The sequence below is a fragment of the Exiguobacterium sp. s22 genome (genome assembly GCF_018617455.1).
Lineage (GTDB): Bacteria > Bacillota > Bacilli > Exiguobacteriales > Exiguobacteriaceae > Exiguobacterium.
On sequence record NZ_JACSKD010000003.1, the window covers coordinates 213,852 to 226,799 of the forward strand.

The 12,948-nt window shown below is 43.6% G+C and carries 12 protein-coding genes; 8 read left to right on the forward strand and 4 right to left on the reverse strand.

Annotation, left to right across the window (positions count from 1 at the left end; all coding sequences use genetic code 11):
• Positions 1–70 precede the first annotated feature (70 nt).
• From htpG to KNO94_RS07545, 4 genes are all read left to right on the forward strand, one after another.
• Positions 71–1,939 carry a molecular chaperone HtpG gene (gene htpG / locus KNO94_RS07530; RefSeq protein ID WP_214778616.1) on the forward strand — a complete coding sequence of 623 codons (1,869 nt, stop codon included), beginning with the start codon at positions 71–73 and terminating at the stop codon, positions 1,937–1,939.
• A gap of 107 nt (positions 1,940–2,046) precedes the next feature.
• Positions 2,047–2,274 carry a single-stranded DNA-binding protein gene (locus KNO94_RS07535; RefSeq protein WP_214778618.1) on the forward strand — a complete coding sequence of 76 codons (228 nt, stop codon included), beginning with the start codon at positions 2,047–2,049 and terminating at the stop codon, positions 2,272–2,274.
• 28 nt (positions 2,275–2,302) lie between these two features.
• Positions 2,303–3,397, forward strand: a complete 1,095-nt coding sequence (locus KNO94_RS07540) for a DNA cytosine methyltransferase (RefSeq protein ID WP_214778620.1) — start codon at positions 2,303–2,305, stop codon at positions 3,395–3,397.
• Positions 3,381–4,643, forward strand: coding sequence for a DNA cytosine methyltransferase (locus tag KNO94_RS07545; protein ID WP_214778621.1), 1,263 nt, complete (start codon positions 3,381–3,383; stop codon positions 4,641–4,643). Before KNO94_RS07540 ends, KNO94_RS07545 begins: the two co-directional genes overlap by 17 nt.
• Positions 4,644–4,801: 158 nt before the next feature.
• Here the strand turns inward: KNO94_RS07545 and KNO94_RS07550 are convergent, their stop codons facing one another.
• Together KNO94_RS07550 and dcm are read right to left on the reverse strand one after the other, a co-directional pair.
• Positions 4,802–5,740 (reverse strand): restriction endonuclease PLD domain-containing protein, encoded by a 939-nt coding sequence (locus KNO94_RS07550; RefSeq protein WP_214778623.1) that lies wholly within the window; start codon positions 5,738–5,740, stop codon positions 4,802–4,804.
• A 270-nt stretch (positions 5,741–6,010) separates the two neighbouring features.
• The gene (gene dcm, locus KNO94_RS07555; RefSeq protein WP_214778625.1) at positions 6,011–7,345 is read right to left on the reverse strand and encodes a DNA (cytosine-5-)-methyltransferase; all 1,335 of its coding nucleotides are present in this window, start codon (positions 7,343–7,345) and stop codon (positions 6,011–6,013) included.
• Between the two features lie 159 nt (positions 7,346–7,504).
• Between dcm and KNO94_RS07560 the strand changes: the two genes are divergently transcribed.
• Positions 7,505–8,875 carry a Sau3AI family type II restriction endonuclease gene (locus KNO94_RS07560; RefSeq protein ID WP_214778627.1) on the forward strand — a complete coding sequence of 457 codons (1,371 nt, stop codon included), beginning with the start codon at positions 7,505–7,507 and terminating at the stop codon, positions 8,873–8,875.
• 54 nt (positions 8,876–8,929) lie between these two features.
• Positions 8,930–9,376, forward strand: coding sequence for a very short patch repair endonuclease (locus KNO94_RS07565; protein ID WP_214778629.1), 447 nt, complete (start codon positions 8,930–8,932; stop codon positions 9,374–9,376).
• A gap of 13 nt (positions 9,377–9,389) precedes the next feature.
• On the opposite strand, the gene KNO94_RS07570 is transcribed toward KNO94_RS07565, so the two are convergent.
• Positions 9,390–10,076 carry a BglII/BstYI family type II restriction endonuclease gene (locus KNO94_RS07570; RefSeq protein ID WP_214778630.1) on the reverse strand — a complete coding sequence of 229 codons (687 nt, stop codon included), beginning with the start codon at positions 10,074–10,076 and terminating at the stop codon, positions 9,390–9,392.
• A 318-nt stretch (positions 10,077–10,394) separates the two neighbouring features.
• Here KNO94_RS07570 and ahpC point away from each other — a divergent pair, with 318 nt between their 5' ends.
• Together ahpC and ahpF are read left to right on the forward strand one after the other, a co-directional pair.
• On the forward strand, positions 10,395–10,958 hold the full coding sequence (gene ahpC / locus KNO94_RS07575; protein ID WP_015880295.1) for an alkyl hydroperoxide reductase subunit C: 564 nt from the start codon (positions 10,395–10,397) through the stop codon (positions 10,956–10,958).
• An 11-nt stretch (positions 10,959–10,969) separates the two neighbouring features.
• Positions 10,970–12,493 carry an alkyl hydroperoxide reductase subunit F gene (gene ahpF, locus KNO94_RS07580; RefSeq protein WP_214778632.1) on the forward strand — a complete coding sequence of 508 codons (1,524 nt, stop codon included), beginning with the start codon at positions 10,970–10,972 and terminating at the stop codon, positions 12,491–12,493.
• Between the two features lie 38 nt (positions 12,494–12,531).
• Here the strand turns inward: ahpF and KNO94_RS07585 are convergent, their stop codons facing one another.
• Positions 12,532–12,933, reverse strand: coding sequence for a hypothetical protein (locus KNO94_RS07585; RefSeq protein ID WP_214778634.1), 402 nt, complete (start codon positions 12,931–12,933; stop codon positions 12,532–12,534).
• Between the last annotated feature and the right edge of the window lie 15 nt (positions 12,934–12,948).

Below are 12,948 nucleotides of genomic sequence, written 5' to 3' on the forward strand. Positions count from 1 at the left end.
AGGATAATCAATAGTGTTAGCACTCCTATATACAGAGTGCCAAAATACAGACATCAAAAGGAGAACGATCATGACAAAGAAACAGTTTCAAACGGAATCGAAACGAATTTTAGAGTTGATGGTCCACTCAATTTATACACATAAGGACATCTTCCTGCGTGAGCTCATCTCGAACGCGAGTGATGCCATCGACAAGATGTATTATCGTGCCCTCTCAGACGAAAGCATCGAGTTCAACAAAGACGATTACTTCATCAAAATTGAACTCGACAAAGAAGCACGGACGATCACGATTCGCGATACAGGGATTGGGATGACAGAAGAAGAACTCGAAACAAACCTCGGAATCATCGCAAAGAGCGGTTCACTCGCCATGAAACAGGCGACGAAGATGGAAGAAGACCATAGCCTCATCGGTCAATTCGGGGTCGGGTTCTATTCCGCGTTCATGGTCGCTGACCGTGTGACCGTGCGGACTCGCTCGATTGACAGTGATCAAGGATACGTATGGGAGTCAGAAGGCACAGACGGCTATTCGATCGAGCCGACAGACAAAGCGGACATCGGTACAGAAATTACGCTCCACTTGAAGGCAGACACAGAAGATGATACGTATTCGTCATTCCTTGAAGAATACGAGATTCGCTCACTCATCAAGAAGCATTCGGACTTCATCCGTTACCCGATCAAACTCGATGTGACGAAACATCGTCAAAAAGAGGACTCAGAAGAGTATGAGGATTACAAGGAAGAAGAGACCGTCAACAGCATGGTGCCGATCTGGCGGAAGCGGAAGAGCGAACTGACCGACGAAGATTACAAGGCGTTCTATCATGAGAAGCGCTACGGCTTTGATGAGCCACTTAAGCATCTTCACTTGAACGTCGACGGGACGATTCGTTATCAATCAATCCTCTATATCCCGTCAACGGTTCCGTTCGACTATTACACGAAAGAATTCGAGAAAGGGCTCGAGCTCTACTCGAATGGCGTGTTGATCATGGAGAAATCACCCGACCTCTTGCCGGACTACTTCGGTTTCGTCAAAGGGATGGTCGACTCTGAAGACCTCTCCCTCAACATTTCCCGTGAAATGTTGCAGCAGGACCGCCAGCTTCGCGTGATTGCGAAGAACGTGAAGTCAAAAATCAAAGGCATGCTCGAGAAGATGCTCCAAAACGAGCGCGAGGACTACGAGAAGTTCTATGAGTCGTTCGGTCGTCAGTTGAAGTTCGGCGTGTACGACCAGTTCGGTGCAGCCAAAGACGAATTGAAAGACTTGATTCTGTTCCATTCTTCCCATGAGAAGAAACTCGTCTCGCTCAAAGAGTACGTTGAGCGGATGAAAGAAGATCAGAAGTATATTTACTATGCGACAGGCGAATCGATTCATCGCATCGACCTCTTGCCACAAGCAGAGCGCTTGAAAGAGGAAGGATATGAAATCCTCTACTTCACAGAAGAGATCGACGAGTTCGCCATCAAGATGCTTCAGTCGTATGACGACAAAGAGTTCAAGTCGATTGCGAGCGGCGACCTCGGTCTCGATGACGCGGAAGCGAAATCCCTCAACGAAGACAACCAAGACCTATTCGCCTTCATGAAAGAAGAACTCGGGGACCGCGTCAAAGAAGTGCGTGCCTCGACACGCCTCAAATCACATCCGGTCTGCTTGACGGTCGCGGGTGATGTCTCGATTGAGATGGAGAAGATTTTGAACGCGATGCCAAACGGCGGCGGTATGAAGGCGGAAAAAGTGCTCGAAGTGAACGCCGACCACGCCATCTTCCAGACACTCCAACGTGTGTATAAGGAAAATGAAGCGAAAGCGAAACAGTATACAGACCTCTTGTATCAACAAGCCCTCCTCATTGAAGGGTTACCGATTGAAGATCCGGTAGCGTATTCGAATGCGGTGTGTGCGTTGATGGCGGAGTGACGGTGAAGGCAGAGGGAGTCCTCTGTCTTTTTCGCATTCCTCTTTACAATCAATAGGATTAAAACTAACATAAGCTTATGTATAAACATATAAGGAGACTAAACCTAATGCATTGTTTACAAATAGCTATTAAGGAAGTCAATCACCTAAATGAAGGTGAGATTTTTTTACTAAAGGATTTGTTTAAAGGCTACGAATGGAATCGTTTAAACATAGGAGAGCGTCGCTCATTAGGACTTCTTTTCTTACATGAAGTAAAGCACGGGAATTTAAGCACGACAATTGAGACGACCACAAAAAGTAGTGCTAACCAACAACTTTACATCAAAAAATAAAAGTAGTATTTGGAGTTGAATTATAACAATGAAGAATAACAAACCGACAGTAATTGATATGTTTTGTGGATGCGGAGGACTTTCAAAAGGTTTTATAGATGCAGGATACGAAGTTTTACTAGGTATTGATAATAACAAATCTGCCCTCGAAACTTTTAAGCACAATCACGGTGATGCAGTAGCTATGTATGGAAACTTATTTGAAACAACCACAATAGCAGATATGGCTAACTTGATAGATAATCAAGAAGTCGATGTTATTGTTGGCGGACCACCTTGCCAAGGGTTTTCTTTAACCGGTACACGAAATGAACACGATGAGAGAAACAATCTTTTCCAATCTATGGTGAAAGCAGTTGAACATTTTAAACCTAAAGCTTTTATATTAGAAAACGTTCCAGGTTTGGCTACACTTTATAAAGGTAAAGCAAAAGAACAGATTATTGAAGAATTTACTCGTCTCGGATATAAGATTAACTACCAAACATTATACGCGCCTGACTACGGTATTCCTCAAATAAGAAAACGTCTTTTCTTCGTTGGACTCAAAGGAGATGAAACATTTGAATTTCCTCCTCCAATAAAAACACCTGATAATTATGTATCTTGCTCGGACGCAATTAGTGATTTACATGACTTCACTGATGACCTTGGCTTCGATATTTCTGAATATCTTAGTCCACCCAAATCGGAATATCAAAAATTCATGAGAGAAAAAACCGACTTACTATACAACCATGTTGGCACTAAGCACACCTTAGAGGTAATTGATGTAATTTCTCAAGTTCCCGAAGGTGGTAACCATAGAGATTTACCTCCTGGTGTAGGTGAGAGTCGTAAATTCAATGAAGCATGGACTCGTTATCACAGTCAAAAACCATCAAAAACTATTGATACTGGACATCGAAATCATTTTCATTACTGCTATAATCGTGTCCCTAGCGTCCGAGAAAATGCTCGATTACAATCGTTTCCTGATGATTTTAAATTTTTTGGTAATAAAACCGAACAATATAAACAGGTTGGCAATGCAGTTCCTCCTTTGTTAGGTTATCATTTAGGATTACAATTAAAAAAATATCTTTGCGAAAGCTTGGAGAGAAAAAATGAGCAGACCGTATAATTTTATTGATATATTTGCAGGTTGCGGAGGACTATCTGAAGGTTTTAAAAAACATGGCAAATATAATATGCTAGCAGCTGTAGAATGGGAAAAACCTCAAGTTTTAAATTTAATCAATAGACTTGAAACAAAATGGGGGATTTTAGATGCTAAAAAGAGAGTAATGAGATTCGATATTCAACGTACTAATGAACTTTTCGAAGGGTGGACCGATGACAAAGAATATGGCAGTCATCCTGGTCTCGATAAAATGATTAATTCGAATCAACTTGATTTGATTATTGGAGGACCGCCTTGTCAAGCCTATTCCGTGGCTGGTAGAATTCGTGATGTAAATGGAATGCGAGATGATTATAGAAACTATCTATTTGAAAGTTATTTAAAAATCGTTAATCGTTATCGCCCTAAGTTATTCGTATTTGAGAATGTTCCCGGGATGTTAAGTGCAAAGCCCGGCGGGATTCTGGTTACAGACTTAATAAAAAAACAAATTAATGACATCGGTTATGAAATTTCCGAAGATTTAAGAGGATCAGCTCAAATTGACTTGACTGATTATGGAGTTCCACAAAAACGTAAACGAGTAATTATAGTTGGTATACGAAAAGACAAACATCTCGATGCTCAAAGTTTATTGAAGAACTTTTATAAAGCGATTCTCCCTGCTTTTAAAGAGGAAACCAGAACAGTCAAAGATGCAATCTCAGATTTACCAAAACTTTGCCCACTTGACTACGATAAAATAATAAACACAAAGAAGTTTTCTCATCAGTTCAATTCATCTGTCCCAAATCATTCTCCTCGATTCCATAATCGAAGAGATATTTCCACATTTGAGTTACTAGCCAAAGATATAGAAACCGGCAATAACTTGTATGTATCTACCGAATCTTTAAAACAACTTTATACTAAACTAACAGGAAGGACTTCTAACATTCACAAATACCATGTCTTACGTTGGGATAAACCGAGTAATACAATCCCCGCTCATTTGTATAAAGATGGCCTACGTCACATACATCCTGATTCTACCCAAGCAAGATCGATAACTGTTAGAGAAGCAGCAAGATTACAAACTTTCGACGATGACTATATATTCATATCTTCTGCAGGAGATAATTATAAGATGATAGGTAACGCGGTCCCACCTCAATTTTCGGAGAAACTTGCACTTTCACTTGATATACTTCTAGATTCACTAAGAAACGATTATATACCTGATACTGTAACAGCCTTAACAAACTAAGAATTTCAAGTTACTTCTATATATGAAAATTAACAAAAACGGATTGAGGACCTATCTTGAACGGTACTCATCCGTTTTTGTTGTTTGTAAATACTAAACTAAAAAATGAATAAAATCGTGATATACGATTTTATTCATTAAATTTGTGCCACTCTCACTTAAATAGAAAAATCCAAATAATATACGCCGTTTCTAATCAAAGAAACATCAACTGTATCTCGCCCATAATTTGTCAAATGAGCTCTTGAAATTTGTGCAGTTGGGCTAAGACCTAACCTCCGTCTCATATACGTACCTAGTATACTTTTATCACCAAAGGACGAAATTTGTTTAGGATATCTAATATTGCTTATGGTTTGAGAGCCTTCCAACAGGCCCGACATAACTACCCCATCATCCCAAATCAGTTCCACAGGTTGGTTACCTTGAATTCCAACTTTTGGTGGGAACAAGTTACTGAAACTTCTGATATGATCAGCTCTAATTGGTATACACGCATCACCCAATGTAGTGTTTCCAGCGCCAAACCCCCAGTTCAAACCACTACTTTGTTGAGTTTGCCCCGTCGCAGGGTCATATAATACCATTTCACAAACTTCAGTAGGTGTAGAAAAGACTGAAAACCCATGACGCACTATTCCTCCAGTAGAAGCAATATTTATGCATTGGGTAGCATTTAATAAGATTCTTTCAACGTAATCATTCAGTTGTAATAGGTTTGCTCCAGTAATTTCTGATAATATTTCTCGACCATTAATATTCAATCCGCGCATTGTAAAGTTTGCCGAACCAGAAAGCGCATAGATTGTCACACCCGCTCTTCTTAAAAGATAAACTTTTGAATGTACAGGTATATTTGAATAATATATTTCATGATTTGTAACATGAAGTCCGCATAAAATATCATGTAGTCTTTCATGAATTAGTTCTTCAGGATACATACCATAAATAACTTTTGTAGAAATTGGCAAGTGTGTTAACCGCTCTACCGGAGTGGGACCAATATATCCAGATAAAACAATCATTTCATCGCATTGATGATGTGCATGCATACTGAATACAAATTCTTCTAAATCATTTGTAAAAATAACTACCATCTCCTTCTTACCTTTTTATTACAATTAAATAGTATACTTAAATCACCTTAGAAGACTATTGGTTATTTAAATAATAAGTCAATAATGCACATCAAAAAGACCAGAATAGAATTTACTAAAAAATTCTATATTTAAAAACATAAAAAAGGTCTGGATTCGGTTCAATACCGAATTCAAACCCTCGACTTTATTTATAAATTAATTATCTAACACCAAAGAAGAGTCATAATTAACCCATATTCAAGAAACTAATAAAATAATCCTTCTAATTTATCTAAAATTATTATACGTCCCCAACAGCTGCATCTGTTTCACTTCATGCAACAAGCTCTGCTCATCCTCTTGCTCATGAATCTCCGCAATTCGATGACCCATCCGCTCAATCAACCCGACGACGAGAGCATTCCCCATCGTGAAGTATCGCTTGCGGTCTGTCATAGTCGCGGTCCATCCGTATGGGAAACCATTCAATCCTTCACATTCTTCCGGACGCAAATAGCGCAATTTTTTCGTATGCGGATCTTCGATGACATGGCTTGAACGGTTGCATGTCCCTTCGCTTGTCAACATCGTTCTACCTGGAAGGTCTAGCGAATCCGGATAGGACATGCCTCCTTCAGCATAGACATAGACGTGACCGCTCGCAGAAGTACGTTCGATTTTTTTCGGTCCTTTCATATAAGCCAATTCCTCTTTTTCCGTACGTCCAGATTTTTTAACCTTCTCTGTATCCAGATAATAGTGTTCCGGAGCATGACCAAATTGCTCATAGACCTCTTGAACGACTTGGCCGAGCGTCTTAGGTGTTTCGCGAACCGGGAGCGTCTCAAGCGTCGTCACTTGATCCCCCGTCATGACTCCCGCATTTCGATAAGTCGCAGAGAATGTGTCCGAGATTTCAACGATGTCTTTCGGTAATTCGAACGTCGAACCTGGATGCTTCTCGCTCGTCATCTCCATGACCGGGAAAGTCGGCGCAAAGAACCCGTCTTTCAACAACCACTGCTCAGGATTTGCTTTCCCCGCTCGGGTTGAATGCTTCAAATCCGCTCGCGTCGCGAAGATGAAGATACGGCGGCGGCGTTGGGCAAAACCGTAATCGGCAGCATTGATGACTCTCCACTCGACCGTATATCCTTGATCGGCAAATGCACGAAGCATGACACTGAAGTCACGCCCTCTTTGTTTCGCAGGTGACTTCATGAGGCGATCGACGTTCTCAAGTAAGACGTAAGGCGGCTTCTCCTGCTCGATGATATTCATGATTTCCCAGAACAAGACACCCTTCTTCCCTTGAATCCCTTGCTCATTCTTTAAGCTACGCGACACACTGTAGTCTTGGCATGGGAAACCCCCCACGAGTAAATGATGTGGTCCTGCTTCCATCCATGACAGCGCGATATCCTCGTTTACGTGTTGGCCACGTCCTTTAAAACGTTCAGCATAGCAATCAAAGGCCGGTTGTACCTTCGTCGCCGGCTCCCACTGATTGCCCCAAACCACATCGAATTTGTCAGATGTAGGCTCGGCATTCACATCTTTGATTCCTTCAAGCGCGATGCGGAAACCTCCTACACCGGCAAATAACTCAACTACTTTAATCAATGGGAACACCCTTTCGTATTTTCTATCTTAAATTTACGCTATTTTAGGTCCTATCACAACCGAACTAGCTCGATGAAATTAGTTTAACAGAAAAGGTGAATGGGATCAACAACTACGTTATACTTATCTTACATATGTAAAATTATAGGAGGTATTCGATTGCGTTACGAAACGATTCAAGAACTAATGGATAAGGCAAGAGAGGCCGAGGGAAAGACATTCGGCGAGATTGACACGACCGGACGGATTAAAAATGTTCGCTCCAAGGGGTCACTCGGTCACATTATTGAAGAGAGCCATTTCGGATACCCAATCAATTCAGATGCCCGCCCAGACTTTGAGGAACTTGGCATCGAGTTAAAGGTCACCCCTTTCAAGAAAAACAAAAATGGTACATATTCTTCGAAAGAACGACTCGTCTTGAATATGATTGATTACCATAGCGAGCATCGATACTCGTTTGAAACTTCAAGCTTTTTATCGAAAGCCACAAGTATGCTCATCATGCTCTATCAATATGAGCCCGAGATCCCAATAGATGACTATCGTATCTATAAGGCATTCTTAAACGAATTCTCGGAGGAAGATTTAGCCGTGATGCGACAAGACTGGGAAACAATCGTTACCAAAATCAAGAATGGAGAGGCTCATCTCATTTCGGAGGCAGATACGATGTATCTGTCCGCCTGTACAAAAGGGGCGAACGGTTCGATTGTGCGTACTCAACCCTTCTCAGATGAACCTGCCAAACCGCGTGCCTTCTCTTTGAAAGCATCCTATATGTCCGGATTGGTTCGTAAATATTTAACACCGGAACTAATGGAATCTATCGCGAACCAAGGTGAGTTAAACGAAATGTCTATCGAGGAACTTCTCGAAACCCGACTCTCACCACACTATGGCAAGACACTGATTGATTTATGTGAAGAAACGAAAGTTCCATATAACCCTAGAAACAAGGCGATGATTCCTCACGTCATGGCCAAACTGTTAGGAGTACAAAAGACAGACCTTTCCGGTATCGAAGAATTTGCGAAGGCAAACATCAAGTTCAAAACGGTCGCACGAGAACCCGACGGAAAGATTCGCGAACATATGTCGTTCGGCAAGGTCGATTTTGAAAATCTATGCCAAAGTGACTGGGAAGATTCAGACCTATATGACACATTCGCAGAACAGAAATATCTTTTCTTAGAATTTCAATATGACGAAGAATACGTCCCGAAGAAAAAGCGAATCCCTCGTTTTGTAGGCATTCGACTTTGGAACATGCCACTCGAGACCATCGATGGCGAACTATATGAGATGTGGTCCGAGGCTCGAAAGGTCGTCAGAGAAGGGGTTGAGCTGATACCTATGAAAAATAGAGTGAAGAATAACCTGCCCGGGCCGAAATTCAACCAAGTCGCACATGTACGTTCAAAAGGTGCGGATGGAGATGACAAAGTCCGCCTCCCAGATGGACAATGGATCACAAAGCAGGCGTTTTGGTTAGATCGAAACTACATTCAGCAGATTCTAGACGCTTAACATGAGTATTTCTCCCCTACAGTGGAATCTTCCTAGTAGAGGGAGGTGAGAGGTATGGCCAGAAACGTACCGAAAGCATCGAGTCCAGCCGTGTTCAAGACGATGAGCGGAAACCGCGGGAAAGATACGAAGATGGAAGTCAAAGTCAGAAAAGCGCTGTGGGCGGCCGGATATCGGTACCGCAAGAACAATCGCAAACTTTACGGGACGCCCGACATCTCGTTCCCGGGATTACGCGTCGTCGTATTTCTGGACTCTTGCTATTGGCACGGCTGTCCCCTCCACTTCAAATTGCCAAAGACGAATGCCGATTTTTGGCGTCAAAAGATTGGACGAAACATCGAACGCGATGCCGATGTCACACAACACTATGTCGAAGAAGGCTGGATCATCCTTCGATTTTGGGAACACCAGGTCAATGACGACTTCGATCATGTCATCTATACCATCACTCATTTCGTTGATATGGCCAAACAAAACCGACGCATACGAAGTAGCTGAGGTCAAAAGTACATCAGTCTAAATCTTCATCGAACATCGGTTCATCATAGGTCTCGGCCGTGTCATCGACAAGTAGGTTCGCGTAGAATTCCTCTACGCGGCCTCTTTTTTCGCCTTTTTCATTTAAATATTCAACGATTTTGAATGTATCCGGTGCTTCAAGTCCGATAATAACAATCGGTACGGTGAGTTGCGTGTTTAATGGCTTCAAATGGTGCACATATTTCTCATACGTCCCAATGGCTCCATCAAAATTACCAGCTCGCTGTAATCGTTGAGTCGCACAGATGATTACTCCGATTCGGGTTTGAATCGCTTTTTCAACGTGATTCAGTTCGCTTGCGATGACCGGTTTCAATAAATTCCAAGCGATTGTACCTGCGTGGTTAAATCCGACCTCGAGTGAGATATTGTCTTTGGCGAAATCAAGACGCCACACATTCTCTGAATAGTAGCGGTCCTGAAAAATCGGACTTTCCTTTTCCCATCCTCTTTTTAAAAATTCTAATCTGAACAGTTCATTCAAAGCTTTCGACAGGCTTTTGTTCTTTTTGGCGTATTTTTCATTAAATGTTTTGATGATGTCATCGTCGCTAATCGATTGAATGATGTCATGAATCTCTGACCAAATCTCCTTGAACTCTTCATCATTTTTCAATATCGTCTCACCGAATCGGTGGGAATGAACTCGATAATTCATAATAAATCCCCCATCTGTAAATGATAATCACGAACAGAAAGACGAGAATAACGATACACTCTCCATCTTTCAATCGAGTTTGTGACTCATTTAATATTTTGTAAAGATACTACTTAAAGAAAGAAAATACATCATTATTGTAATCGTTTTCTTCATTGATATTAAGCTATTCATAAATAATTATGATTTATTTCAACACATTTCAAAGCATGCAAACGCCTTGACAATTCCAGCTCGTTATATGAAGTTAGTATTACATTATAATTATTCTAGTCGAGATAGAAACGCTAGAGTAAAAAAACAAGGAGGACATAACCCATGTCATTAATCGGCAAAGAAGTACTACCATTCAAAGCACAAGCATTCCAAACAGGTGAATTCCTCGAAGTTACAGAGAACGACCTTAAAGGTAAATGGAGCGTTGTCTGCTTCTACCCAGCTGACTTCACATTCGTCTGCCCAACTGAACTTGAAGACCTTCAAAACGAGTACGCTACACTTAAAAACCTCGGTGTAGAAGTTTACTCTGTCTCTACAGACACACACTTCACACATAAAGCTTGGCACGAAACATCTGAGAAAATCGGAAAGATCGAGTACATCATGATCGGTGACCCATCACACGTCATCTCACGCAACTTCGACGTCTTGAACGAAGAAGACGGCCTCGCAGACCGTGGTACGTTTATCATCGACCCAGACGGCGTCATCCAAACTGTCGAGATCAACGCTGGCGGCATCGGCCGTGACGCGAGCACGCTCGTCAACAAAGTCAAAGCAGCACAATACGTACGCAACAATCCAGGCGAAGTCTGCCCAGCGAAATGGGAAGAGGGTTCTGAAACACTCCGCCCAAGCCTTGACCTCGTCGGTAAATTGTAAGGAGCGATTGCATGTTAGAAGCAGCGATTAAACAACAGCTCGACCAATATCTCCAGCTCATGGAGGGCGATGTCGTCCTCCGTGTGAGCGCTGGGGAAGACAAAGTCTCAAACGAGATGCTCGAGCTCGTCAACGAACTCGCCAGCATGTCATCACGTATCTCGGTCGAACGCGCGACACTCGAGCGTACGCCGAGCTTCAGCGTGAATCGTCCATCTGAAGAGACAGGAATCGTCTTCGCAGGGATTCCACTCGGACATGAGTTTACATCACTCGTCCTCGCCCTCCTTCAAGTGAGCGGGCGCGCACCGAAAGTCGATGCGGACACGATCAAACAGATTCAAAACATCGAAGGCACGTATCACTTCGAGTCATACATCAGCCTCAGCTGCCACAACTGTCCTGACGTCGTGCAAGCGCTAAACGTCATGAGCGTCCTCAATCCGAACATCACGCACACGATGATCGATGGAGCCGCGTTCAAGGATGAAGTGGAAGCAAAAGAGATCATGGCTGTCCCGACGGTCTTCTTGAACGGAGAATCGTTCGGTAACGGTCGGATGTCACTCGAAGAGATCTTGGCGAAACTTGGTACAGGTCCTGACGCTTCTGCGTTTTCGGATAAAGACCCATATGACGTCCTCGTCGTCGGTGGCGGTCCAGCGGGTGCGAGTGCAGCTGTATACGCGGCTCGTAAAGGAATCCGTACCGGAATCATCGCAGAGCGCTTCGGCGGCCAAGTGATGGACACGATGGGCATTGAGAACTTCATCGGTACCGCTTATACAGAAGGTCCAAAGCTCGTCGCAAGTCTTGAAGAGCACGTCAAAGAGTACGGAATCGACGTCATGAACCTCCAACGCGCGAAGCGTCTTGAGAAAAAGGACCTCGTCGAGATCGAACTCGAGAACGGTGCTGTCTTGAAGAGTAAGAGCGTCATCCTCTCAACTGGTGCACGCTGGCGTAACGTCAACGTGCCAGGTGAGGCGGAGTTCAAAAACAAAGGGGTCGCTTACTGCCCGCACTGTGACGGTCCTCTCTTCGAAGGGAAACGTGTCGCGGTCATCGGTGGCGGTAACTCTGGAATCGAAGCCGCTATCGATCTCGCAGGAATCGTCAAGCACGTAACGGTCCTCGAGTTCGCTCCTGAACTCAAGGCCGACCAAGTGCTACAAGATCGTCTCCACAGCCTCCCGAACGTGACTGTCATCACGAATGCTCAGACGACAGAAATCACGGGTACGGACAAAGTGAACGGCATCTCGTATGTGTCTCGTGAAACGAACGAGTCACATCATATCGAACTCGAAGGCGTCTTCGTCCAAATCGGTCTCGTCCCGAACACGGACTGGCTCGACTCGGTCGAACGCAACAACTTCGGGGAAATCGTCGTCGACCGTCACGGCGCGACGAACGTCCCAGGTGTGTTCGCGGCAGGAGACTGCACGAACAGCGCCTACAAACAAATCATCATCTCGATGGGTTCTGGTGCGACAGCCGCACTCGGCGCCTTCGACTACATGATCCGCAACTAACACAAAGACTCGTCCTCTATCATGAGAGCGAGTCTTTTTTACAGTTCAAACGTCTTCCCTGAGTCCGGGATGAATAAAATCGAGTCTCCGCTCCCCGTTTCAAACCGATAGCCCACTCGAGGAGTAAATGGATTCCACTCTCCCCCGGTCGTCGGAATGCTCTCCATGTACGTCACGTCATTGTACGTTTTGCTCAACGTCTCTTCTGCCTCAGCTAACGAGTAGCTCGGAATCGAGAGCGAAATCGCCACCCCTACACTTATCACTCCGACCGACACCGCCCACGGAGTCGAGATTGGCTTTCGAAACTGTGCCAAGACTAGTAGCATGATGATCCATCCGATCGGTACCCCAAACGTCGCCGCATTCCCATACCACTGCGCATTGATCGTCAATAAACTGGCGATTACCACACCACCAACTATCCACCACCACTTCATGAACATCACCTCCTC

What these genes read in the sequence shown, in the direction of transcription:
- htpG (WP_214778616.1), top strand. Translation starts at nt 71, where the DNA reads ATGACAAAGAAACAGTTTCAAACGGAATCGAAACGAATTTTAGAGTTG.
- KNO94_RS07535 (WP_214778618.1), top strand. Translation starts at nt 2,047, where the DNA reads ATGCATTGTTTACAAATAGCTATTAAGGAAGTCAATCACCTAAATGAA.
- KNO94_RS07540 (WP_214778620.1), top strand. Translation starts at nt 2,303, where the DNA reads ATGAAGAATAACAAACCGACAGTAATTGATATGTTTTGTGGATGCGGA.
- KNO94_RS07545 (WP_214778621.1), top strand. Translation starts at nt 3,381, where the DNA reads ATGAGCAGACCGTATAATTTTATTGATATATTTGCAGGTTGCGGAGGA.
- KNO94_RS07550 (WP_214778623.1), bottom strand. Translation starts at nt 5,740, where the DNA reads ATGGTAGTTATTTTTACAAATGATTTAGAAGAATTTGTATTCAGTATG.
- KNO94_RS07565 (WP_214778629.1), top strand. Translation starts at nt 8,930, where the DNA reads ATGGCCAGAAACGTACCGAAAGCATCGAGTCCAGCCGTGTTCAAGACG.
- KNO94_RS07570 (WP_214778630.1), bottom strand. Translation starts at nt 10,076, where the DNA reads ATGAATTATCGAGTTCATTCCCACCGATTCGGTGAGACGATATTGAAA.
- ahpC (WP_015880295.1), top strand. Translation starts at nt 10,395, where the DNA reads ATGTCATTAATCGGCAAAGAAGTACTACCATTCAAAGCACAAGCATTC.
- ahpF (WP_214778632.1), top strand. Translation starts at nt 10,970, where the DNA reads ATGTTAGAAGCAGCGATTAAACAACAGCTCGACCAATATCTCCAGCTC.
- KNO94_RS07585 (WP_214778634.1), bottom strand. Translation starts at nt 12,933, where the DNA reads ATGAAGTGGTGGTGGATAGTTGGTGGTGTGGTAATCGCCAGTTTATTG.